This window comes from Sphingopyxis sp. J-6, from assembly GCF_046603995.1.
GTDB lineage: Bacteria > Pseudomonadota > Alphaproteobacteria > Sphingomonadales > Sphingomonadaceae > Sphingopyxis.
The window spans coordinates 3646834-3670109 of the sequence record NZ_CP145810.1 but is presented as its reverse complement, the minus strand read 5'-3'; the positions used below and the strand labels follow the sequence as shown (position 1 = coordinate 3670109).

Genomic DNA, 23276 nt, shown 5'->3' with positions numbered 1-23276 from the left:
GACCTTCGGTGACAGCCCTCCCCCGACTGGCACTGCTTTGCCTGCCGCTGACCATGCCTGCCTCGCCCGCACTGGCCGCGCAGGAGCCCGTCGACCCGCCGCAACCGAACCCCGCGCTCGCCGACCCGGTGCTCGCCAATCCGGTACCGGTGCCCGAAATCATCGTGCGTCCGCCGGCATTGCCCGATGCGGCGCGCGCGATGATCGAGGCCGCGATGGCCAGCGGTGCGGACGCGGATGTCGAAGCGGTGGTCAAGGCCGCGAGGATCGCCAATCCGCGCAACATTGCCGAAATCGACGCGATGCTGGCGCAATATCGCGGCATCTATCCGCCGGTGCTCCCGCCCGATCCGGCTGGCGAAATGCTCGCCGCGGCGATCGCGGGGGGCAAGGATGCCGATGTCGAGGCGGTGGGAAAGCTGGCGAAAGCCACCTATCCCGACGAGGCGGCGAGGATCGATGCAGAGCTCGTCGCCTATCGCGCCGAACGAAAACGGGTGAGGGATGAGGCGGCGGCCGCGGCGCGGGCCAAGCTCGCGAGCGCCAAAATCTGGCAGAACTGGAAGGGCGAGGGACAGATTGGTGCGACGCTGAGCACCGGCAACACCAGTTCGAAGGGGCTCAGCGCCGGCATCGCGCTCGCCCGCAAGGGGCTCGACTGGAACCACAAGTTCCGCGCCCAGGCCGATTACCAGCGCTCGAACGGCCGGACCTCGGTCGAACGTTTTCTCGTCGAACTCGAACCGCAATATCGGATCAGCGACCGCGCTTTCGCCTATGGCCTCAGCCGCTGGGAACAGGATCGCATCCTCGGCTACGACACGCGCTGGAATGTGTCGGCGGGCTTCGGGTACAAGGTCGTCGACAAGAAAACCCTGTCGCTGAGCCTGAAGGGCGGACCGACCTGGCGGCACACCGACTATATCACCGGCCTTACCGACAGCGAATTGACCGGACTGGCCGGCCTCGATCTCGGCTGGCAATTGTCGCCGACCATCCGCATCACGCAGGTCGCCTCGACGATTTTCGGCGAGCGCAACGTCGCGGTGAGTTCGCTGACCGCGCTCAACGCCAAGCTTACCGGCGCGCTGTCGGCGCGGCTCGCCTATTCGGCCGAACTCGACACCAATCCCCCGCGCGGAATCGAAAAGCTCGATACGCTGACGCGCTTTACTTTGGTCTACGGCTTCTAATCGAACGCATCGGCGCCACCGATCGCTTCGCCATCGGCGAGCAGGCCGACACCGGGGACATGGTTGAATTCGATGCGGATGCCGTCGGGGTCCTCGAAGAGCACCGAATAATAGCCCGGCGCCCACGGCTCCTCCTGTGGCGCGTGGACGATGTGGATATCGTCGCGCGCGCTCAGAAAGGCATGGACGGCGTCGATCGCGGCGCGGTCGCGCATCCGGAAGCAGGCATGGTGCAGCCCCGGCGCGCCCTGATCGAAACGCTTGCCCGCGTTTTCGGGGCTGCCGGTGCGGATGCCGATCGCCGTGCGCCCGCCGACACCGTAAAGCATATGCTCGCTGTCGAGCACCAGCTTGAGGCCCAGATAGGCGATCATCGCGCGCCAGAAGGCGGTCGAGCGCGCGAAGTCGCCCGCCGTCAGGATGACGTGCGCGACGCCGTTGAGGTCTCCAGCCAAGGCTTCGCCCCTATTTGATCGCCGCGAGCGTGTAGAGGAACTCGGCGTAGCCCATCGTCGCATCGACGAGCCCCGCGACCTTCGGATTGGTCGAATCGATCAGATAATATTCGTCCGGTGCGTGCGCGCCCGAGCCATGGCCGATACCGAAATGTCCCGCCGGGATCGACACCGGGGGCGCGGTGAAGGTCGCGCCGGGCCAGCTTCCCGCCATGCGCGCGTTGAGGCTCGCATTCACGCCGAGCTTTTTGTAGGTCGCCAGCTCGCTGCGGATCAGGCTGCTTTTTTCGTCGACCTCGGTCGGGTCATAACCGCCCGAGACGTTCACTTCGACGTCGGTGAAGCCATGTTTGTCGAGATGCGCGCGCAGCTTCTTCTCCGCCTCGGCGCGCGTCTGGTTGGGGACGAGACGCAGGTCGAGCTTGGCGACCGCGCGGCCGGGCAGCACGGTCTTGCCGCCCGGGCCGGTATAGCCCGCGACCAGCCCCTCGATATTGACCGTCGGTTCCTGCGCGAGGCGGATCAGCGCGTCGTCATAAGACAGATTGTCGATCCAGTGGGTGACGCCGAGCGCCTGCTTCATCTGCGCTTCGTCATTGTCGGCCTTGGCCGCCTCGCGGATCAGGCTCTTCTCGCGTTCGGTCAGCGGGCGGACATTTTCGAACCAGCCCTCGATCGCCGGGGTGTTGCCGTCCTTGGTGACCAGCGTCTGCAGCGCCTGCACCAGCCGCCATGCCGGTGAATCGACCATCGCCTTCAGGCTCGAATGCACATCCTTCTTCGGCCCGCGGCCCCATTTCTCGCCGCTCGCGACCAGTTCGAGTTCGATGATGCCCTTCGACCCCAGATTGACCGAGACATTGCCGCTGCTGTCCTGTCCCGGCATCGGAATGAAGATGCCCTCGCATTTCTTGAGCGCGGCGAGGATGTTGGGCTTGGTCGCGATCTGCCGGAAGTGCGGCGATCCGATTTCCTCCTCGCCTTCGCAGACAAGGACGATGTTGACCGGCAGCTTGCGTCCGGCGGCGCGGATCGCGTGGAGCGCGGCGAGGAAGGTCGCCTCGGGGCCCTTCTGGTTCACCGCGCCGCGGCCCATGATCGACTGGCCGAAGCCGGGGCGGTCGACCATCTTGCCTTCGAGCGGCGGCGACGACCATTCGGCGGGGTCATATTGCTTGACGTCGTACATGAAATAGATGCCGAGCGTGCGCTTGGCGCCGACGTCGATCGTCCCGAACACCCCGGGATGGCCGTCGGTCGGCACGATCTCGACATTGGTGAAGCCCGCATCCTTTGCGAGTTCGGCCATATAGGCCGCGCCCTCGGTCATGTTGCGGTTCTCGGCGGCGATCGAGGGAAGGGCGATCCAGTCGCGCAGCCGCTTGATCGACGCATCCTTGCCGGCCTCGACCGCCTTGCGGACGTCGCTCATCGTCCCTGCCTGCGCGAGCAGCGGCAGCGGCTGCATGAAGGCGGCGCCGGCCCCCAGCATCGCGGTGCCGCGCAGCAGGTCACGGCGGTTCAGGCGGTCAAGCTCACGGAAATCCATCATGCGTCCCCTCTCTGGTTCGTATGCGAAGCAATGTGCCGATCCCGCACCGAAACGCAAGGCTGTGATGGGGACATATCGTAACTCGTGCGGGAGGGCGTCGGCGATGCAATTGACGACGATGGCGCATCGCGCCTAGCGAGAAAGGCGGGAGGACGGGCGATGGATTTTGACGGCAAAAGCTGTGTGATCACAGGCGGCGCAACCGGTATCGGCCTCGCGCTCGCGAAACGGCTTGGCGCGGCGGGCGCTCGCCTGATCCTCTGCGAACCGCGTGCCGGGATGCTCGACGCCGCGGTGGCCGAACTGGCCGCGCTTGCGGTGGACGCACGTGCTTTCGTCGGCGACGTGACCGATGCGGCGTCGGTCGAGGGGCTCGCCGATTTTGCTTGGGATGTTCACGGTCGCGTCGATGCGATCATCGCCAACGCGGGTGTCGGCGGACCGCGCACAAAGGTGATCGACAGCGATCCCGACGCCGCGCGCGCGTTGTTCGAGGTCAATTTCTGGGGCGTGTGGAATTGCATCCGCAGCTTCGGGCGGCGCTTCAAGGCCGATGGCTTGCCGGCTGCCATCTATGCGACCGCGTCCGAGAACGCCCTGTTCAACGCGGTGCGGACCAATGGCGGCGCCTATGTGGCGAGCAAACATGCCGTGCTCGGGTTGATGGACATGTTGCGCAACGAGGTCCCGGCGTCGATCGAGGTCGGCGTGATCATCCCTGGCTGGGTCAAGTCCGATATGACCCGCCATGCCGAGGCGGCGATGGATGCCGACGTCTTCGCGGCGCGCATCGTGCCGCAGATGGAAGCGGGACAATTCTACCTCGTCAGCCACCCCTATAATGTCGTCCGGATGGAAGAGCGCTGGGCAGAAGCCTATGCAGCCTTTGCCACATATGCGCCACGCGAGGCGGGCGACGAAGCGATGGACGTCGCGCTGTTCGTCGAACGGATGCGCGCGTCGCGCTAGACGACCGGGCGGGCGTCGATTTCGCGGGCAAGGAAGTCGAGAATTTTCGCCTTGTCTTCGGCGGGCTCCGGCTGGGCACGGAAGGCAGCGAGGCCGGCGAAGATCATCAGGAGCGGAATGCCGGCAAAGATGGTCGCGAACAGGCCAGCGCCGGGGATATAGAGAAAGGCGAGGATGCCGCCGATGACGAACAGGGACAGGAAACCGACCCAGATATAGGGGAAGTAGCGCGCGCCGGGCGGCGTGCCGAAAGTGCCGGTGATCCGCGTGCCGCCCCGGTACGATTCCATCGCCGCGTCGAGCACGGGCTCCATATTGGTGCGCGAATTGCGCTGGCGATAGCGCAGCACCATGTCGCGTTCGCTGCCCTTGCCGTAGACGCGCGCCTTCGCGCCCGGCATCGGGTCGTCCATGATCCGCTTCAGCGTGCGCGCGATCTGTTCGGGCGAATGGGGCGAATAAAGGTCGACGGCTTCTTGCATGGGCCGGCATCATTCTCCGGGTCGGGGACCCGGAGAATGAACGAAAGCCCGGCCGGCGCAAGCCCCCGAAGGGGACGCCGCTACGCTATTTGATCGCCGCGAGCGTGTAGAGGAATTCGACGTACCCCATCGTCGAATCGACGAGCCCGGCGACCTTGGGATTGGTCGAATCGATCAGATAAAATTCGTCGGGGGCGTGGGCGTTGCCGCCGGTGCTGAGCCCGAAGCGGCCGACCGGTACCGATACCGGCGGCTGGGTGAAGGTGCCGCCGGGCCAGCTTCCCGCGAGGCGTACGCTGAGGTTCGGCCGCACGCCGAGTTTCTTGTAGGTCGCGACCTCGGCGCGGATCAGCGCGCTGTTCTCGTCGGTCTCGGTCGGATCATAGCCGCCCGAGATATTCACCTCGACATCGTTGAAACCACGCTTGTCGAGATGGGCGCGCAGCTTTTGCGTCGCCTCGGCGCGCGTCTGGTTCGGAACGAGGCGCAGGTCGAGCTTGGCGACGGCGCGGCCCGGCAGGATCGTCTTGCCGCCGGGGCCGGTATAGCCCGCGACCAGTCCCTCGATATTGACCGTCGGCTCCTGCATCAGGCGGACCATCGCATCCTCGAGCGACAGGTCGTCGATCCAGCGGGTGACGCCCAGATCGTCCTTCATCTGCGCTTCGTTGGTGTGCTTGATCGCGTCGCGGATCATCGCCTTTTCGCGATCCGAAAGCTTGCGGACATTCTCGAACCAGCCGTCGATCGCCGGGGTGTTGCCGTCGGGGGTGACGAGCGTCTGGAGCGCCTGCACCAGCCGCCAGGCTGGCGAGTCGAGCATCGCTTTCAGGCTGCTGTGCACATCCTTCTTCGGCCCGCGGCCCCATTTCTCGCCGCTCGCGACGAGTTCGAGTTCGATGATGCCCTTGGCGCCGAGCTCGATCGTCGCGCCGCCTTCCATGTCCTGCATCGCGGTCGGCATGAAGACGCCGTCGCACTTCTGCAGCGCGGCCAGAATATGCGGCTTGGTGACGAGCTGGCGGAAATGCGGCGAGCCGATCTCTTCCTCGCCTTCGCAGATCAGGACGAGGTTGACCGGCAGCTTCCGGCCGGCGGCGCGGATCGCGTGCATCGCGGCGAGGAACGTACCCTCGGGCCCCTTGTGGTTGGCGCTGCCGCGTCCGACCATCGTCATGCCGAGATTCTTGCGTTCGACCATCTTGCCTTCGAGCGGCGGCGACGACCATTCGGCGGGGTCATATTGCTTGACGTCGTACATCAGATAGAGGCCGAGCGTGCGCGGCGCGCCGACGTCGAGCGTCGCAAAGACGCCCGGATGGCCGTCGGTCGGGACGACTTCGACATGGGTAAAGCCCGCGTCCTTGGCGAGTTCGGCGAAATAGGCCGCACCCTCGGGCATGTTGCGGTCCTCGGCGGCGATCGAGGGTAGGGCGACCCAGTCGCGGATGCGCTTGATCGAGGCTTCCTTGCCGGCCGCGGCCGCCTTGCGGATATCGGCGAGCGATCCCGCCTGCGCGAAAAGCGGCAGCGGCTGCAGGAAAGCGGCGCCCGCCCCGAGCATCGCGGTGCCACGAATGATGTCACGGCGGTTCAGTCGATCGGTATCGCGGAAGTCCATCTGGCGTCCCCCTTATGATATGGAATTGGGGGGCGTTTTCGAACGCGCGGGCGCGGAAGGCAAGGCGACAATGCCTATGCCTGAGGCTGAGTTTGTCTGGCGCGGGGCACACAGATCATGAAGTCACGGTCATCCCGGCGGAGGCCGGGATCTCGCCAGTGCAGGTATTCGTGGCAGTGAGGTCGAGACCCCGGCCTTCGCCGGGGTGACGGTTTATTGAGACATTACCCGAGCAGCGTCTCGAACAGGTCCTGCCACTCTGGATTGCTCTCATTAATCAATCGCCGTTTCCAGTCACGATGCCACTCCTTCAATGCCTTTTCGCGCGCAATGGCGTCATTCATCGTCGCGTGGAATTCGACATGGACGAGCTTGCGGATGTTATAGCGCTGGCAATGTGCGGAGCCCTTTCCGGCTCGATGCTGCATGATGCGGGCGGCGATGTCGCTCGTAACGCCGATATAGAAGAGCTGGTTGTTGCGATTGGTCAGAATGTAGAGGCAGGGCTGGCGCATGGTCCGACCCTATTCCACATCGTCATCCCGGCGAAGGCCGGGATCTCGCCGTTTCGGAGGTTGATGGTCGCGAGGGCGAGACCCCGGCCTGCGCCGGGGTGACGGCTTGTTTATGCGTTTTGCGCGGTTTCGTTGTGAGCGTGCTTTCAACAGCGCTGCTTCATAACCTTCGTCCATGAGGTGATCCTTTCAATGGGATCAACCTCATAGGACTTGATTCGGCGGCTGTTACCGCCGTCACCTTGTATCGGCGCACCTTACAGGAGAAGCTTCACGCCTTCTCCAGCAGCCCCTCGTCCTTGATCCGCTTTTGCCACAGCGCGGGGGCGTTGACGTGGACATTCTGGCCTTCGCTGTCGACCGCCACGGTGACGGGGAAGTCCTGCACCTCGAACTCGTAGATCGCTTCCATGCCGAGGTCGGCGAAACCGACGACCTTGCTTCCTTTAATGGCGCGCGCGACCAGGTACGCCGCGCCGCCGACGGCCATCAGATAGGCGCTTTTGTGCTTGGCGATCGCTTGTGTTGCGGCGGGGCCGCGCTCGGCCTTGCCGACGCAGGCGAGGAGGCCCTGACCCAGCATCATGTCCATGAACTTGTCCATGCGCGTCGCGGTCGTCGGGCCAGCGGGGCCGACGATTTCTTCGCCGACCGGATCGACCGGGCCGACATAATAGATGACGCGGCCCTTGAACTCGACGGGCAGTTCCTCGCCCTTCGCGAGCATGTCGGCGATGCGCTTGTGCGCGGCGTCGCGGCCGGTCAGCATCTTGCCATTGAGGAGCAGCCGGTCGCCCTGCTTCCAGCTCGCGACGACCTCCGGGGTCAGCGCGTCGAGATCGACGCGGATCGCCGCCTTGTCGGGCGCCCAGTCGATCTGCGGATAATCGGCGAGCACCGGCTTTTCGAGATAGGCCGGACCGCTGCCGTCGAGCGTCACATGAGCATGTCTTGTTGCGGCGCAGTTCGGGATCATCGCAACGGGCTTCGACGCGGCGTGCGTCGGCCAGTCGGCGATCTTGACGTCGAGCACGGTGGCGAGGCCGCCGAGGCCCTGCGCGCCGATGCCGAGCGCGTTGACCTTTTCATAAAGCTCGATGCGCAGCTCCTCGGTCGGGTTCGACGGGCCGCGCGTGAGCAGCTCGGTCATGTCGATCGGGTCCATCAGCGACTGTTTGGCGAGCAACATCGCTTTTTCGGCGGTGCCGCCGATGCCGATGCCGAGCATGCCCGGCGGGCACCAGCCGGCACCCATCTGGGGCACCATTTCGAGCACCCAGTCGACGATCGAATCCGACGGGTTCATCATCTTGAACTTCGACTTATTCTCGCTGCCGCCGCCCTTCGCCGCGACGTCGATCACGACCTTGGCGCCCGGAACCATCTCGACGTTCAGGACCGAAGGCGTGTTGTCCTTGGTGTTGACGCGGCTGAACGCCGGGTCGGCGAGGATCGAGGCACGCAGCTTGTTCTCGGGATGGAGATAGGCGCGGCGCACCCCCTCGTCGACGACCTGCTGCAGGCTGCGCGGGCTGTCGAGGCGGCAGTCCATGCCCCATTTGATGAAGACGGTGACGATGCCGGTGTCCTGGCAGATCGGGCGGTGGCCTTCGGCGCACATGCGGCTGTTCGAGAGGATCTGCGCCATCGCGTCCTTCGCGGCGGGCGACACCTCGCGTTCATAGGCCGCGGCGAGCGCGCGGATATAGTCCATCGGGTGGAAATAGCTGATGTACTGGAGCGCGTCGGCGATGGTTTCGACGAGGTCGTCCTCGCGGATGATGACGGTGTTCATGGGCAGTCTTTCCCCCTTTTGGCAGGATTCGGGGTCTCCCTAGACCTGCTGCGCGCGCACGGAAAGGGGGTTAGCGATCCGATTTGCGGCGGCCGAAGCGGCGGCGCGGCGCAGAGCGGAAGGCCGGCTCGGCCTCGCCGCGGTCGGCGGCGCGGCGAATGGTCGACCGGCGCTCGAAATCGACGAGCGGACGCTTGTGGACGAGCGCCCGCCAGCTACCGATCGTCGCCATGCCGAGCAGCACGACCCAGCCGCCGCCGATCGATGCGACCAATGTCCAGGCGAAATCGGGCGGCGCCACGAGCGCCATCGCCACCGGCAGCGTCGCGCCGATCACCAGTGTTCCTACGAAGCGCCACCAGCGCCCCATCTGCGTCATCGCATGTCCGATCGCGACATTGGTGATCGCGAGCAGCAGGAATTTGGCGCCGACCGGCCAGGGCAGGCTGGCCATCGCGGGCGAATAGTCGCCGATCGTGAAGGCGGCCTGGATATCGAGGAGCAGCCAGTTCTCCCATGCGTCGCAAAGCGCCGCGAGGACGGGCAGGGCGGCCGCCGCGAGCAGGTGGCGCGCCCTGAGTTCGCGCCACAGCGCGATGCAGCCGCTGGCGAGGAAGCCCGCGTAGAGCAGCATGTAGAGATAATCCTGCTCGTTGCCGCTGCGCATCGCCGCGAGGCGCGAGACCTGCAGCGGATCGCTGTCGGGCCCGAAGATGCCGAGCAGATCGACCTGGCTGCGCGCGAATTCGAACGCGATCACCGGCGAACCGTAACCGGCGGCGATTGCGGGGCCCGATGACGGGAAAACCTGCGTCAGCGACAGGCCGAAGACCGTCGTCGCAACGCCGAGCAGCGCGGTGAGTGCCCACCATCGCGTCGGCGCGGGGTCGCGCATGCGCTGCGCGTCGAACCAGTGATGGAGCCCCCCGATCGGCATCTACCCGTCCGGTGGAGCGGCGACGCTCACCTTATTGGCACTCGGCGCATTTGCCGCGCACTTCGATGACCGGGCGCTCGGCGGCGAAACCGGTCTTTTCGGCGGCGGCGCGGACGCCGCCGGATAGCTTGTCGTCGTCGACATGCACCGCGCTGCCGCAACTGTCGCAGATCAGGAAGATGCAGTCGTGGAGGCAGCCGGGGTGGCTGTTCGCGACAAAGGCGTTGGCGCTTTCGACGCGGCGGACGAGGTTGTTGGCGACGAACAGGTCGAGGATGCGATAGACGCTGTTCGGCGCGACACGCTTGCCGCGCTTCTGCGACACGATGTCGGCGATTTCATAGGCGCTCGCCGGCTTGCCGATTTCGGCAACGGCGTCGAAAATCTGGGCGCGCATGTCGGTCCACGCTTCGCCGGCGTCCTCGAGCGCGCTCTGCGCGGCCTTGGCGAGCGAGGCGCCGCTGGCCTCGACGTGCGGATGATCATGTTTGCCCATGGCGTTTTCCTATGTCGCCCCCGATGGTGCCGCGAAATGTCGCGCGGCGCCGATCTATCCCTGATGGAGACAATGTAGGCTGTTTAGGGGGCGCCCGCAAGTTGCGGACGGCCCGTTCCGGCGGCGGATCAGTGGCTGGCGCGGCGGTTGAGGTCGTGGCCGAGCGCGACGACGGCGACGCCGACCATCGTTGCCAGAACCTCGCTGCCGTCGTGCGGCCGCGACAGCGCGCCGGCCATCATGCCGAGCCCGAAGCTCCCCACCGCGAACGGCATCATATAGCCGTGGCTGAGCACGCCCGAGACGAGCGTCACCAACGCGAAACCGATCGCGATGATCAGGCCGATTTCGTGAAACAGATGGTTTTCGAGAAACACGCCGCCGACCGACGCGATCGAGGCGAAGAAGATCGTCGTCGCGAGGCAGTGGACGAGGCACAGGCCCGACAGTCCCATCGCGAGCTGGTCGCCATTGAGCGAGGTCAGCGGCCGCGAATCGCGCGCAGCCCGAACGATCGCGCCGAGGCGCGTCAGGACAGGGGCGTGGCTGGCGACGTGCGTCACCCGATTCTCCGTTGGCCGAACTTGTCCCTGAGATATGGCATAACATGACAAAGGTTACAACATCACATTGCGATATTTTCGCTATCGCTACTCCGGCTATCGCTCGGCCTGCGAGCGCAGGAGTTTGTGCGCGCGAATGTCGGGTTTCGGCCGATAGTTGCCGTTAATGCTGTGTACCCCGGCGAAAGCCGGGGCCCAGAGCGCCATAGCGCAACCTTGGCTTTCCAACGCCCTGGGCCCCGGCTTTCGCCGGGGTACACTGTAAGTGGAACGGCAGCTCCCCACCCCGATCCGTCACCTACGCGGCCGCTTCTTCCGCCCGCAGCGCCTTGCGGTCGAGCTTGCCGATCATCGTTTTCGGCAGATTGAGCCGCACCTCGACCGTGCTGACCCGCTCGTGTTTGCCGAGCTGCGGGTTGAGCCACGCGGCAAGTTCCTCGCCGGTGGCACTGAACCCGTCCTCGAGCGTCACGAACGCCTTCGGCACTTCGCCGCGATAGGCATCGGGGACGCCAAGTACGATCGCTTCCTTCACCGCCGGATGTTCGTGAAGATGCGCCTCGATCACGCTCGGATAGACCTTGAAGCCGCCGACCGCGATCATGTCCTTCAGCCGGTCGACGATGCGGACATAGCCGTCGGCGTCGATCGTCGCGACGTCGCCGGTGCGCAGCCAGCCGTCTTCGGTGAAGCTGTCCTTGTCGGCGTCGGGGCGGTTCCAATAGCCCTGCATGATCTGCGGTCCCTTGACCACCAGCTCGCCGGGCTCGCCCGCCGGCGCCGCCCGCATCGGGTCCTCCTTGTCGACAAGGCGCAGGTGCGTGGCGGGTAGCGGCTGGCCGATCGTGCCGGGCTTGACCGGTCCGTCATAGGGATTGGTCGCGACGACGCCCGAGCTTTCTGTGAGGCCATAGCCTTCGACCAGCGACGCCCCGGTGGCGGCGACGAATTTTTCGCGGAGTTCGGCGGGCATCGGCGCGCCGCCCGAGATGCAGACGCGCAGGCTGGAGAAATCGGTTTTGGCAAGATCGGGGTGATCGAGCAGCGCCTGGTACATCGTCGGCACCCCGGGCAGGGCGGTCGTTTTCGTCCGCGTGATCGCTTCCAGCGCCTGTTTCGCGTCGAAGCGCGGCAGCATCGTGATCGTCCCGCCGTTAAGGACGGTGCGGTTGAGGACGCAGGTGTTGGCGAAGACATGGAAGAAGGGGAGGACGCCGAGGATGCGGTCCTCGGCGTCGTGATCCGGATCGATCGCATTCACCTGCCGCGCGTTGGCGGTCAGATTCTGGTGCGTCAGCTTGGCGCCCTTCGGCGTGCCGGTGGTGCCGCCGGTATATTGAATCAGCGCGATATCGGTTGCGGGATCGATCGCCACCGGATCGGGGCGGCCGTCATTGGCGACCAGCGCCGAAAAACGCGTGATGCGCGGGTCGCCGGGAAGCGGCGCGGTCTCCTTGCGCTTGAACAGGCGATAGAGCATCGACTTGGCGGCGGGCAGCCCGCCCGCGACCGAACCGACGACAAGGTGGCGCAGGCTCGACCCGTCGAGCACCGCGAGCGCGGTCGGCAGCAGCGCCGCGGCGCTGATCGTGAACAGGATGTCGGTGCCTGAATCCTCGACCTGTGCTTCCAGCTCGGCGACGGTGTAGAGCGGCGAGAAATTGACCACCGTCGCGCCGGCGGCCAGCGCGCCATAATAAGCGGCGACATAGTGCGGGACATTGGGGAGGAACAGGCCGACACGGCTGCCCTTGCCGATCCCTCGCTGCTGCAAGCCGCGCGCGACGCGGGCGGCGCCGTTCGCGACCTCGGCATAGCCGAAGCGGCGGCCGAGAAAGTCGAGCATCGGCGCATCGCCGCGCCGCGCGACGCTGGTGGCCAGCATGTCCGGAAGCGACAGCGGCGCAAACTCCTGATCCCAAGCCGTCGGATGGCGGTAATTGGTCGACCAGTCATAAGGGCTGTCCATCGGGCGTTTTGTCCTCGGCTTTTCGTTACTGACATCACTCTAAGCAGCGTTGCGGCATATCGCAATCTTGCGGCGCGGCGGCGGGGCGGCTAGTCCATGGCGGATATCGGCAAGGGGAATGGGCAGATGGCAATGCAGCGACCGGGTTCGGCGATGCTCGCGGGTGCATGCGCCCTGATCGTGCTGGGCGTTTCCCCCGCCTTCGCCAAGGACAAGGAGCCGCCGCCGACCCCGGCGCAGGTCCAGCAAGTCTATGACTGCCGCGCCATCCCCGACACCGCGGCGCGACTGGCATGCTTCGACCGGCAGGTCGCGGCGCTGCAACAGGCCGAGGTCGCGCGCGACGTCAATTTCTTCGACCGCGCCTCGGCGCAAAAGGCGCGGCGCGGCCTGTTCGGTTTCACGCTGCGCGACCTGCCCTTCTTCGGCGGCGGCGACGACGACGACAAGGAACAGATCCAGCGCCTCGAAACCACTGTCGCCTGGGCGCGCCGCTATGATTACGACAAGATCCGCTTCGAGATCGAGGACGGGGCCGTCTGGGCGCAAACCGATCAGACGATCCTACCGCGCGAACCGAAAACGGGCGACAAGGTGTCGATCTATCCCGGCGTGATGGGCAGCTATTTCGCCGAGATCGGCGGGCAGAAGCGCATTCGCGTGAAACGCGAGCGCTGACCCGCGGATCGGCGGGAAGCGCGCGGCAGGCGATGATCGACCTATTGCAATCCCCGCCCGGGCCCGATTGCCCGCCCTTCGTCCTGCTCGACGACGCGCGGGCCGTGGGCGCGGTGCCGGCGCGGCTGTTCCGTGATCCGGTCGAGATATTGACCGCCCGGCAGGCGTCCGAAATCGGCGATCTCCTCGCGGCGCTCGAAACGGCGCAGCGGCGCGGGCTCTATGCGGCGGGCTATCTGGCCTATGAAGCAGGCAAGGGGCTGGCGCCGGCATGGCGCGGGCCGGCGGGCGATGGCGCTGGCGATGGAACGCCGCTCGGCTGGTTCGGCCTGTTCGAGCGGGTCGAGCGGATCGATGCCGACGCCATTCCTGCGCTGCTTCCCGATCCCGCCGGCGCGTGGGTCGGCAAGGCGGCGCCGCGGATCGCGCGCGCCGATTATGAGGCGGCGGTCCGCCGCGTGCTCGACCTTATCCGCGCCGGCGACATCTATCAGGCGAACCTGACCTTTCGCGCCGACGTTCCCGTCGCCGGCAATCTGCTGGCCATCCACGCGCTGCTGCGCCGGACGGCGCGCGCGGGTTATGGCGGGGTTCTCTGGACCGGCAACCAGGCGATCGTCTCGCATTCGCCCGAGCTGTTCTTCGCGCTGCGCGGCGGCGAGGTGATGGCGCGGCCGATGAAGGGGACGGCGGCGCGGCTCGCCGATCCCGACGCCGATACGCGGGCTGCGGCCGAACTCGCGGGCGATCCGAAGCAGCGCGCCGAAAATCTGATGATCGTCGACCTGATCCGCAACGACCTTTCGCGCGTCGCCGCACCGGGGTCGGTTGCGGTCCCCGATCTCTTTCGTGTCGAAAGCTTTCCAACGATCCACCAGCTGGTGTCCGACGTCGCGGCGCGGCTGCCCGAGGGCACGGGTGCGGTCGACGTGCTCCGCGCCGCCTTTCCCTGCGGATCGATCACCGGCGCGCCCAAGGTGCGCGCGATGGAGATCATCGACGAGCTGGAGGCGGATCCGCGCGGGCTCTATACGGGATCGATCGGTTTCATCGAACCCGGGGGCGATGCGGCGTTCAATGTCGCCATCCGGACATTGGTCTTTCCACACAATGGCTTGCGGGATGGCGCAAATCGGGCCACGCTGGGATTGGGATCGGGAATTGTCGCCGACAGCGTGCCGGGCGAGGAATGGCGCGAATGTCTGGCCAAGGGGGAATTTGTGAGCAGGGCGGGCGAAAGCTTCGATCTTCTGGAAACCATGCTTTTCGATCCGGTCGACGGTGTCCAGCGGCTCGAGGGGCATCTGGCGCGGATGAAGGCGAGCGCCGATGCGCTCGGTTTCGCCTTCGACCGGCACGGCGCCCGCAACAGCCTGCAATCGGCGACCTTCCGGCTGCGCAGCGCGGCGCGGGTGCGGATGCGGCTGGCACCGTCGGGCGCGCTGGCGGTCGAGGTGTCGCCGCTGCCGCGGCTTGCCGAATTGCCGGTCCCGGTCGCGGTGCGGCCGTCGCCGATGACCGCCGACGATTTCCGCCTTGCCCACAAGACGAGCCTGCGCGCCGCCTATGACGCGGCGCGGCACGAGAGCGGCACCGCCGAGGTGATCTTCGTCGACGAGCCGGGTTTCGTCACCGAGGGGAGCTGGAGCAACGTCTTCGTCGAGCGCGACGGCTTGCTGCTCACCCCGCCGCTGGCGCTCGGCCTGCTGCCGGGCGTGCTGCGCGGCGAGCTGATCGAAAAGGGGCGCGCGGTCGAATCGCACCTGCGTACCGCCGATCTCGCCGATGGTTTCTTCATCGGCAATTCGCTCCGCGGCCTGATTCCGGCGCGGCTGGCGGACGGGCAAGTTTAGCCCTCGTCCTGCATAGGTAAATTATCAACCAGCGCGCTTGCGAATTGCGGGCGGATTCTCTAGGCGCGGCCCCGCGCAATTTCCCGCCATTATGCCCGCGAAGGAATCTTCCTCCATGTCGCTGAAGCCGCATACCTCCGCCGCCCTCGGTCGCATCCAGCCTTCGGCAACGCTCGCAATGACCGCGCGCGTGACCAAGCTGAAAGCCGACGGGGTCGACGTGATCGGCCTCAGCGCCGGCGAACCCGATTTCGATACCCCCGATTTCGTCAAGGAAGCGGCGATCGAGGCGATCCGCAACGGCCAGACCAAATATACGCTGGTCGACGGCACGATCGCCCTCAAGGAAGCGATCCGCGGCAAGTTCCGCCGCGACAACGGGCTCGACTACGGGCTCGACCAGATCAGCGTCAACGTTGGCGGCAAGCACACCCTGTTTAACGCGCTGGTCGCGACCGTCGATGCGGGCGACGAGGTGATCATCCCGGCGCCCTATTGGGTCAGCTATCCCGACATCGTCGCCTTCTGCGGCGGCACGCCCGTCGTCATCGAGGCGTCGGCGGCGCAGAATTACAAGATCACCCCGGCGCAGCTCGACAAGGCGATCACGAAGAAGACGCGCTGGATCATCTTCAACTCGCCGTCGAACCCGTCGGGCGCCGCCTATTCTCCGCAAGAACTCGACGCGATCGGCGAAGTCGTGCGGCGCCACCCGCACGTCATGGTGATGTGCGACGATATGTACGAGCATGTCTGGTACGCCGATTTCGAATTTTCGACGCTCGCACAGCGCTGCCCCGACCTCACCGACCGGATCCTGACCGTGAACGGCTGTTCGAAGGCCTATGCGATGACCGGCTGGCGCATCGGCTATGCGGGCGGCCCCGCGTGGATCATCAAGGCGATGGGCAAGCTCCAGTCGCAGTCGACGTCGAACCCCTGCTCGATCGCGCAGGCCGCCGCCGCCGCCGCGCTCGGCGGGCCGCAGCAGTTCCTCGACGATCGCAACGCCGCATTCCGCAAGCGCCGCGACATGGTCGTCGCGATGCTCAACGACGCGCCGGGGCTCAATTGCCCGACCCCCGATGGCGCCTTCTATGTCTATCCCGACGCCAGCGGCTGCATCGGCAAGAAGACCTCCGACGGCAAGCTGATCGACACCGACGAAGCGCTGATCGACTATTTCCTCGATTCGGCGCGCGTCGCCGCGGTGCACGGCGGCGCCTTCGGCCTGTCGCCGGCGTTCCGCGTTTCCTATGCGACGTCGGAAGCGGTGCTCAAGGAAGCGTGCGTCCGCATCCAGCAGGCCTGCGCCGCGCTGAGCTGATCGCGACCGCTGCCCCCGCGAACCCGAGGATGCCATTGCCGGCAGTTCCGGCGTTAGCGTAAGAATAATTCAATCTAGGCCTCAGGATTAATCATTTGCGCCGGCAGAGCGGGGGAGGGTTAATTCCCCCGACGGGCATAAAACGATCATAGCCAACATCCCCGTCGCAAAAGGGGATTGTAATGAAAAGCAAATTTGTAACCGGCTGTGCTCTCGCCCTGGTGTGGACGGCGCCGGCCTTGGCGCAGGATCGCGATGCTAGCGGCAGGCAACAGGCCGGGCAGGGCGACGACGAAATCATCGTTACCGCGACCCGCCGCGAGACCACCCTGCAGGACACGCCGGGCGCCGTCAGCGCCATCGGCGAGGAGCAGATCCTGAAGCGCAATCTGGTCGGGATGAACGACTATCTCCAGTCCGTGCCCGGCGTCAGCTTTCAGGAGCGCGGCAACGGCCAGAACACGATCACCATTCGCGGCATCAGCACCGGCAGCCAGATTTCCACCAACACCCCGACCGGCAGCTATTTCGGCGAAGTTCCGGTGACGGGCATGGGGACGCAGATCAACGGCAACCAGGCCGGCAACTCCGATCCCAAGATGTTCGATATCGAACGCGTCGAAGTTCTGCGCGGGCCGCAAGGCACGCTGTTCGGATCGGGCGCGCTCGGCGGCGCGGTTCGCGTCATTCCCAACTCGCCGAAACTGACGGAAGTCGAAGGCAGCGTCAGTGCGGAATATTCCAACACGGCGGGTCGCGGTGCCGCCAACTACACGGTGAACGCCATGGTCAACCTGCCGATCGTACGCGATCGGCTGGCGGTTCGTCTGGTCGGCTATCGGGTTTTCGAGAACGGCTATATCGACAATGTCGCCGCCAGCCAGCCGACAGCCGCCATCGATTATGCGGCGGGCCTTGGCGTGCAAGCGCGCGATCGCGACAATGTCGGGGCGTCCAAAACCACTGGTTTCCGCGGCAGCATCCGCTGGGAGCCGATGGCGGGCCTGTCGTTCGAAGCGATGCATCTCTATCAGCGGATCGAACAGGACGGCTTCGGCTATATCGACACCAACGTATCGGCGACCGACTATCTCCAGGCGACCCCGCGTACCGGTCCCGACAGCTCGGCGGACGAGTTCGTCGACACGACGCTCAACCTCTCCAATTTCATTGCCGAATATAGCTGGGACTGGGGGACGTTGATCAACTCCACCTCTTATGTCGATCATCGGGCGAAAAGCCACTTTTCCCTGGGTTATGTCGATCCGGCCAGTCTGGCGGGCACCTATTCCGCCGGCCGCAAATATAATAAGGTCTTCGTCAACGAGACGCGCTTTACCTCGGGCTGGGAAGGTCCGTTGCAGCTCGTGAGCGGGATTTATTACGAAGACCGCTCGGAGCATATTTTCGCAAATATTCGCTACAGCGGCACGGTAACCACCGGACCCGCCTATGACGATATTGCGGTGAGCCTCGGCGAAGGGCCGGAGCGCGAGCTGGTCACCAAACAGTTTGCCGCGTTCGGCGAAGCGGCGTTCACGCCCTGGGATCCGCTGACGCTGACGGTCGGCGCACGTTATTACCGGTTCAACACCTCTTATCCGATCTTCCGCGACCAATATGTTGAACCCGTGATCGTGAACGGCTTGCAGGGCTTCAAGAGCAGCGTCGACGGCGTGAACTGGAAAGTGAACCTCGCCTACAAGCCGAACGACGAGATTTTCCTCTATGGCCAATGGGCACAGGGTTTCCGTCAGCCGCAGGTCCAGAATCTTTTGGATCCGCTCGACGATCCCAATGGCGACGGTATCGTGCGCTTCGTCGACGGGACCGATCGGACCATCCCGCCCGGCCTCCTCGATCCGGACAAGGTCGATACCTATGAAGGCGGCTTCAAATTCCAGTCGCCCAGCGGCAATGTCCGCGGCTCGCTGACCGGCTATTATACCGATTGGCAGGGCATTCCGGTCATCCTCCTCACATTCCCGCGCCGCGCCGGATTCTATTTCAACGCCGGCAGCGCCAAGGTGAAGGGCGTGGAGTTCGAAATGTCGGGTCGTTTGCCGGGCAACTGGCATGCCCAGTTCTCGATGTCCTGGTCCAAGGCGACATTGGGCAACGACGCGGATTCGCTGGCACTGTCCGGCGGCATCAGGGACGCCCAGCTCCCGGGATCGCCCAACCACAATGCCTATGCCTCACTGGAAAAGCGCTTCGACATCGAAGGCAACGAGGCCTTCATCCGCGGCGACTGGACCTATGTCTCCAGCTACTACAGCAACCTCAATGAGACCGGCAAGGTGGGCGACTATCATCAGTTCGGCCTCAATGCGGGTATCACGATCGACAGGATCAAGCTGGGCGTTTTTGCCAAGAACCTGACCAATCGCGATGATTTCACCTGGGTCGACAATCTCCTGGGCGGCGGCCGCGCCTATCGCCTCCGCCCGCGCACCGTCGGGGTCAATGTCGGCTTCGATTTCTAGGACCGGACCCCGCCGGCGCCGACCGGCAACCGGCGCGGCGCTGGCGGGAGCAAGGATCATGGGCGTAATGGTCGGACGGGTAACGGCACTTGTTGCACTGGCGATGCTGGCGCAATTTCCGGTGACGGCGCAATCGGTGCGTTCCATCGTGGTGCCGGGCGGCGACATGGCGACACTGGCGCCGTCCACCGTCCCGGCCGACTATATCCGCCGTGAAGCGATGATTCCGATGCGCGACGGGGTGAAGCTCTATACGGTCATGATGATCCCCAGGGGCGCCGCCAACGCCCCGATCGTCCTGACCCGCACCCCTTATGATGCGACCGCCCGCGCGATGCGGTCGCAGAGTCGCAAGCTGATCAACGCGAGCCAGCGCAGCGAAGAACAGTTCGTGCGCGCCGGCTATATTCGCGTGTGGCAGGACGTGCGGGGCAAATATAAATCGGAGGGCGAATATGTGATGATGCGCCCCCCGGTGGGGCCGCTCAACGACAGCGGGGCCGATAACGCCACCGACGCCTATGACACGATCGCCTGGCTGGCGGACAAGGCGAACCTGCCCGAAAGCAACGGCCGCGTCGGCATGGTCGGTTCGTCCTATGAGGGGCATACGGTGGCGATGGCGCTGCTCCGCCCGCACCCGGCGCTGAAGGTTGCCGCCGCCGAGAGCCCGATGATCGACCAGTGGCGCGACGACTGGTTTCACAACGGCGCATTCCACAACATCTACCTCGACTATTTTGCGATGCAGACCGGCGCGAAGGGCGCGCTCCCGCGGCCGCCGCACCATGGCTATGACGATTATGACAATTTCCTGCGCGCCGGATCGACGCACGACTGGGCCGTAAAACACGGGCTGGACCAGATGCCCGTCTACAAGCGGCTCGAGGAACATCCCGCCTATGACGAGCTCTGGCAGGGACAGGCGCTCGACCGGTTGCTGGCGGCCAACCCTTCCGACGTGCCGACGATCTGGGAAGCCGGGCTGTGGGATCAGGAAGAGATCCATGGCGCGGTGCTCGCGTGGGAAGCGCTGAAAGCCGCCGGCAAGGTCGGCAACAACCACTTGGTCCTGGGGCCGTGGCGGCACAGCCAGGTCAATCGCGAAGGGCGCCGCACCGGTGCCTTCGCGTGGAACGGCGACACGGTACGGCAATATTGGGACGAGATGGTGATGCCGTTGTTCCGCGAACGGCTGGAAGACGGGCCGAAGGCGAACCTGCCGTCGGCGATCCTCTACAACACCGCCGAGGATCGCTGGGACCGGTTCGCGCGCTGGCCGCTGGCCTGTGAGCGCGACTGCCCGGCGCCCCTGACGCCGCTGAATCTGGCGGGCGAGGGCGGGCTGAGCTTCGCGCAAGGCGCGCGCGGCGAAGACAGATATGTCTCGGACCCGGCCAAGCCGGTGCCCTTCATGCCGCGGCCCTATGACATGGACGAGTTCGCCGAACCATGGACCACGTGGCGCCTTTCCGACCAGCGTCATGTCGACAAGCGGCCCGATGTGATGACCTATGAGACCGAACCGCTGACCGCTCCGGTGCGCGTTTCGGGCGTGCCGATCGCCGAATTGTTCGCGCGCACCAACGGAACCGACGGCGACTTTATCGTCAAGCTGATCGACGTCTTGCCGCCGGAAAATGCCAACGATCCGCCGATGGGCGGCTACCAGCTGCCGATCAGCATCGAGATATTGCGCGGGCGCTATCGCGACGATCCCTCAAGGCCGAGCGCAATTCCGGCAAATGTGGTGCAGCGCTATCGATTCCGGATGCCGGTGGTCAATCATGTGTTCCGGCCGGGGCATCGCATCATGGTGCAGATACAGTCGTCGCTGTTTCCGCTCTATGACCGCAACCCGCAGACCTTCGTGCCGAATATCTTCCGGGCGACGAAACAGGATTACCGCGCCGCCACGATCACGCTGGAGCGCGGTGGCAGCGAGGGCAGCCGGGTCTGGCTGCCGGTGCTGCCGATCGACGGGCCGCCGCGCGTCGGCGAGCGGCCATGAGGTAGCCCCGCCTCGATATTATATACCGGTTGGTCTTGAAATGGGCCGACCGTCTTCCCAATTGCCAGATGAACGGCGGTTAAGCGTCCGGTTCACCATATGGTAAGTCTGATTGGCTAAGGTGATCCCCATCACTGCGTGACTGGTCCGGGGCGTGCCATATCATCGGTGTAACCAGCGCGGCATCCGCCGCCCGACCGAAGATAGAAACTAAAGAGGCTCCCATGATTGCCATGCTCCGCTCCGACTGGTTCCTGACGATGCTCGCCGGCTTTGCCATCGGCGCAACGTACATCATCGCCAATCAGCCGGCGGTCGCCCTGCCGCTGTGACGGCGCGCCGCCGCCATTTCCTTTCCCATGCGCTGACGGCGCTCGTCGCCGGAGCGCTGCTCGCCGGGTGCGCGCCTGCAAAGGCCGAAAGCGTCGTCCGGCTTCCCGCCGCTGCAGTCGATCCCGCCGTCAAGGCGAAGCGCGCCACCGCTGTGCTTGCGGGGGGGTGCTTCTGGGGCGTCGAAGGCGTCTTTTCCAACGTCAAGGGCGTGATCTCGGTCGAATCGGGCTATCACGGCGGCAGCGCCGCGACCGCCCGGTACGAACTGACGCACGACGGCACCTCGGGCCATGCCGAGGCGGTGCGCATCGTCTATGACCCCACGCAGGTCAGCTACGGCACCCTGCTGCGCATCCTCTTCTCGGTCGTTGCCGATCCGACGCTGAAGAACCGGCAGGGCCCCGACGTCGGCACCCAATATCGCGCCGCGATCGTGCCGATGGACGCGGTGCAGCGGCAGGTGGCGACCGCCTATCTGGCGCAGATCGGCAAGGGCAAATATTTCGCGCGGCCGGTCGTCGTCCCAGTCGAAAGCTACAAGCGCTTCTATCGCGCCGAGGCGAATCACCAGGATTTCATGCGCCGCAATCCGGCCAACTCCTATATCGTCCGCTGGGACGCGCCGAAGCTGGCGGCGCTGAAGCGGCTCTATCCGGCGCTCGTCCGGGCGACCCCGGCACCCTGAACGCGCCGCCCGATGCGCCGCTCATCGCGGCAGAAGAATCATTCGTCGCAAATCGCTGGTCCGCTTCGCATGGCTGCGGGACGAACGGCCCGACCGATGGGGGTTCGGGAACAAAACAAGATGATAATGGTCGCAAGCGCGGGGTCTGAATGAAGTTCGAGTTTACCGGCAAGCCGCTGCTCGCCGCGCTGACGAGTGCCGCGGTGCTCGCGGGCTGCGCCAGCTCCGCGATCGTCCCGCAGCCGCGCGCGCAGCATGCGCCGCCGCAACAGCCGCAGCAACCCGTGCGCAGTGCGACCGGATCGGTGACGGTGCCGATCGGCCAGCCGGTGCGGTCGCAGCTTCCGGCGCCGCGCGGCACGCTCGACCCCGGCTTCCGCCGCCCGCCCGCCGGGCTCTCCGACCGCATCAACGGCTTGTGGCGCGCCTTTCCCGGCAAGACCGGCATTGCGATCCAGCGCATCGACGGCGAATGGGAATTTTCCGAACGCGGCGGCGACCTGTTCCCGCAACAGAGCGTGTCGAAGCTGTGGGTGACGATGGCGGTGCTCGACGCGGTCGATCAGGGCCGCCTTCGCCTCGACCAGATGGTGCGCATCGGCCCCGACGACCTCGCGGTGTTCCACCAGCCGCTCGCCGCGCGCGTCCTCGCCGAAGGGTCGGTGACGATGAGCGTCCGCGACCTTATCGAGACCGCGATCACGCACAGCGACAACCTTGCCAACGACAGCCTGCTGCGCACCGTCGGCGGCCCCGACGCGGTGCGCCGTTTTATCGCGAACAAGGGTCTGGGGTCGATCCGTTTCGGCCCCGGCGAGCGGCTGCTGCAGAGCGGCACCGCGGGCCTGACCTGGCAGCAAAGCTATTCGCGCGGCCGCAATTTCCAGACCGCGCGCGCCGCGCTGCCCGACGCGACGCGCAAGGCGGCGATGGACAATTATCTCGCCAATCCGGTCGACGGTGCGAGTCCGTCGGCCATCGCCAGCGCCCTGACCCGCCTCGCCCGCGGCACCCTGCTGTCGCCCGAATCGACCGACTATCTGCTCGGCGTGATGAGCCGGACCAAGAGCGGCCCGCGGCGGCTCAAGGGCGGACTGCCGCCGGGCTGGCAGTTCCTCCACAAGACGGGGACGGGACAGGATTACAAGGGCATGACCGCGGGCTATAACGACATCGGCATCGCGACTGCCCCCGACGGCACCCGCTATGCCATCGTCGTCATGCTCGGCAACACGACCTCGCCGATCCCGGCGCGCATGTCGCTGATGCAGGCGGTATCGGGCGCGGTTGCCGAATTTCACGGGCGCTGAGCATCGCTGAATGCGTTTATCCCGAGGGAGGACAAACGGTCTTTGG

At 65.6% G+C, this 23276-nt stretch carries 19 protein-coding genes; 9 read left to right on the top strand and 10 right to left on the bottom strand.

Features of this window, described 5'->3' with window-relative positions:
* Positions 1 to 8 precede the first annotated feature (8 nt).
* Positions 9 to 1193, top strand: coding sequence for a DUF481 domain-containing protein (locus V6U71_RS17495; protein ID WP_411339631.1), 1185 nt, complete (start codon positions 9 to 11; stop codon positions 1191 to 1193).
* Here the strand turns inward: V6U71_RS17495 and V6U71_RS17490 are convergent.
* Together V6U71_RS17490 and V6U71_RS17485 are read right to left on the bottom strand one after the other, a co-directional pair.
* Positions 1190 to 1648, bottom strand: coding sequence for a VOC family protein (locus V6U71_RS17490; protein ID WP_411339630.1), 459 nt, complete (start codon positions 1646 to 1648; stop codon positions 1190 to 1192). The two genes, V6U71_RS17495 and V6U71_RS17490, sit on opposite strands and share 4 nt — an antisense overlap.
* A 10-nt stretch (positions 1649 to 1658) precedes the next feature.
* Positions 1659 to 3197, bottom strand: coding sequence for a M20/M25/M40 family metallo-hydrolase (locus V6U71_RS17485; protein WP_411339629.1), 1539 nt, complete (start codon positions 3195 to 3197; stop codon positions 1659 to 1661).
* A gap of 162 nt (positions 3198 to 3359) precedes the next feature.
* On the opposite strand from V6U71_RS17485, the gene V6U71_RS17480 reads away from it, so the two are divergent.
* A complete protein-coding gene (locus V6U71_RS17480) occupies positions 3360 to 4169 on the top strand; it encodes an SDR family NAD(P)-dependent oxidoreductase (RefSeq protein WP_411339628.1) in 810 nt (269 codons plus the stop codon).
* On the opposite strand, the gene V6U71_RS17475 is transcribed toward V6U71_RS17480, so the two are convergent.
* The 8 genes from V6U71_RS17475 to V6U71_RS17440 form a co-directional block, all read right to left on the bottom strand.
* Positions 4166 to 4651, bottom strand: a complete 486-nt coding sequence (locus V6U71_RS17475) for a hypothetical protein (RefSeq protein WP_411339627.1) — start codon at positions 4649 to 4651, stop codon at positions 4166 to 4168. The two genes, V6U71_RS17480 and V6U71_RS17475, sit on opposite strands and share 4 nt — an antisense overlap.
* 85 nt (positions 4652 to 4736) lie before the next feature.
* Entirely contained in the window at positions 4737 to 6272 is a 1536-nt protein-coding gene (locus tag V6U71_RS17470; RefSeq protein ID WP_411339626.1) for a M20/M25/M40 family metallo-hydrolase, read from the bottom strand.
* A 224-nt stretch (positions 6273 to 6496) separates the two neighbouring features.
* Positions 6497 to 6787 carry a GIY-YIG nuclease family protein gene (locus V6U71_RS17465; protein WP_411339625.1) on the bottom strand — a complete coding sequence of 97 codons (291 nt, stop codon included), beginning with the start codon at positions 6785 to 6787 and terminating at the stop codon, positions 6497 to 6499.
* Between the two features lie 271 nt (positions 6788 to 7058).
* Positions 7059 to 8582, bottom strand: a complete 1524-nt coding sequence (locus V6U71_RS17460) for a fumarate hydratase (protein ID WP_411339624.1) — start codon at positions 8580 to 8582, stop codon at positions 7059 to 7061.
* Positions 8583 to 8652: 70 nt separating this feature from the next.
* The gene (locus V6U71_RS17455) at positions 8653 to 9519 is read right to left on the bottom strand and encodes a hypothetical protein (protein WP_411339623.1); all 867 of its coding nucleotides are present in this window, start codon (positions 9517 to 9519) and stop codon (positions 8653 to 8655) included.
* A 31-nt stretch (positions 9520 to 9550) separates the two neighbouring features.
* The gene (locus V6U71_RS17450; protein ID WP_054731335.1) at positions 9551 to 10015 is read right to left on the bottom strand and encodes a Fur family transcriptional regulator; all 465 of its coding nucleotides are present in this window, start codon (positions 10013 to 10015) and stop codon (positions 9551 to 9553) included.
* Between the two features lie 128 nt (positions 10016 to 10143).
* Positions 10144 to 10578, bottom strand: a complete 435-nt coding sequence (locus V6U71_RS17445) for a MerC domain-containing protein (protein WP_411339622.1) — start codon at positions 10576 to 10578, stop codon at positions 10144 to 10146.
* 298 nt (positions 10579 to 10876) lie between these two features.
* The gene (locus V6U71_RS17440) at positions 10877 to 12547 is read right to left on the bottom strand and encodes a long-chain-fatty-acid--CoA ligase (RefSeq protein ID WP_411339621.1); all 1671 of its coding nucleotides are present in this window, start codon (positions 12545 to 12547) and stop codon (positions 10877 to 10879) included.
* A gap of 126 nt (positions 12548 to 12673) precedes the next feature.
* Here V6U71_RS17440 and V6U71_RS17435 point away from each other — a divergent pair, with 126 nt between their 5' ends.
* From V6U71_RS17435 to V6U71_RS17405, 7 genes are all read left to right on the top strand, one after another.
* Entirely contained in the window at positions 12674 to 13225 is a 552-nt protein-coding gene (locus V6U71_RS17435; RefSeq protein WP_411339620.1) for a hypothetical protein, read from the top strand.
* 32 nt (positions 13226 to 13257) lie between these two features.
* Positions 13258 to 15078: an aminodeoxychorismate synthase component I gene (gene pabB / locus V6U71_RS17430; protein WP_411339619.1), complete on the top strand. Its 1821-nt coding sequence runs from the start codon at positions 13258 to 13260 to the stop codon at positions 15076 to 15078.
* Positions 15079 to 15193: 115 nt separating this feature from the next.
* Positions 15194 to 16405, top strand: a complete 1212-nt coding sequence (locus tag V6U71_RS17425; RefSeq protein WP_411339618.1) for a pyridoxal phosphate-dependent aminotransferase — start codon at positions 15194 to 15196, stop codon at positions 16403 to 16405.
* Between the two features lie 182 nt (positions 16406 to 16587).
* The gene (locus tag V6U71_RS17420; protein WP_411339617.1) at positions 16588 to 18891 is read left to right on the top strand and encodes a TonB-dependent receptor; all 2304 of its coding nucleotides are present in this window, start codon (positions 16588 to 16590) and stop codon (positions 18889 to 18891) included.
* A 58-nt stretch (positions 18892 to 18949) separates the two neighbouring features.
* A complete protein-coding gene (locus V6U71_RS17415) occupies positions 18950 to 20902 on the top strand; it encodes a CocE/NonD family hydrolase (protein WP_411339616.1) in 1953 nt (650 codons plus the stop codon).
* A gap of 328 nt (positions 20903 to 21230) precedes the next feature.
* Complete coding sequence (msrA, locus tag V6U71_RS17410) at positions 21231 to 21920, top strand: peptide-methionine (S)-S-oxide reductase MsrA (RefSeq protein WP_411339615.1); 690 nt, start codon at positions 21231 to 21233, stop codon at positions 21918 to 21920.
* A 149-nt stretch (positions 21921 to 22069) separates the two neighbouring features.
* Positions 22070 to 23230 (top strand): serine hydrolase, encoded by a 1161-nt coding sequence (locus tag V6U71_RS17405; RefSeq protein WP_411339614.1) that lies wholly within the window; start codon positions 22070 to 22072, stop codon positions 23228 to 23230.
* Positions 23231 to 23276 lie beyond the last annotated feature (46 nt).

Coding starts and splice junctions, on each gene's coding strand:
- V6U71_RS17440 (WP_411339621.1), bottom strand. CDS start 12,547: ATGGACAGCCCTTATGACTGGTCGACCAATTACCGCCATCCGACGGCT.
- pabB (WP_411339619.1), top strand. CDS start 13,258: ATGATCGACCTATTGCAATCCCCGCCCGGGCCCGATTGCCCGCCCTTC.
- V6U71_RS17460 (WP_411339624.1), bottom strand. CDS start 8,582: ATGAACACCGTCATCATCCGCGAGGACGACCTCGTCGAAACCATCGCC.
- V6U71_RS17420 (WP_411339617.1), top strand. CDS start 16,588: ATGAAAAGCAAATTTGTAACCGGCTGTGCTCTCGCCCTGGTGTGGACG.
- V6U71_RS17475 (WP_411339627.1), bottom strand. CDS start 4,651: ATGCAAGAAGCCGTCGACCTTTATTCGCCCCATTCGCCCGAACAGATC.
- V6U71_RS17470 (WP_411339626.1), bottom strand. CDS start 6,272: ATGGACTTCCGCGATACCGATCGACTGAACCGCCGTGACATCATTCGT.
- V6U71_RS17405 (WP_411339614.1), top strand. CDS start 22,070: ATGAAGTTCGAGTTTACCGGCAAGCCGCTGCTCGCCGCGCTGACGAGT.
- V6U71_RS17465 (WP_411339625.1), bottom strand. CDS start 6,787: ATGCGCCAGCCCTGCCTCTACATTCTGACCAATCGCAACAACCAGCTC.
- V6U71_RS17485 (WP_411339629.1), bottom strand. CDS start 3,197: ATGGATTTCCGTGAGCTTGACCGCCTGAACCGCCGTGACCTGCTGCGC.
- V6U71_RS17480 (WP_411339628.1), top strand. CDS start 3,360: ATGGATTTTGACGGCAAAAGCTGTGTGATCACAGGCGGCGCAACCGGT.
- V6U71_RS17450 (WP_054731335.1), bottom strand. CDS start 10,015: ATGGGCAAACATGATCATCCGCACGTCGAGGCCAGCGGCGCCTCGCTC.
- V6U71_RS17415 (WP_411339616.1), top strand. CDS start 18,950: ATGGGCGTAATGGTCGGACGGGTAACGGCACTTGTTGCACTGGCGATG.
- V6U71_RS17435 (WP_411339620.1), top strand. CDS start 12,674: ATGGCAATGCAGCGACCGGGTTCGGCGATGCTCGCGGGTGCATGCGCC.
- V6U71_RS17455 (WP_411339623.1), bottom strand. CDS start 9,519: ATGCCGATCGGGGGGCTCCATCACTGGTTCGACGCGCAGCGCATGCGC.
- V6U71_RS17425 (WP_411339618.1), top strand. CDS start 15,194: ATGTCGCTGAAGCCGCATACCTCCGCCGCCCTCGGTCGCATCCAGCCT.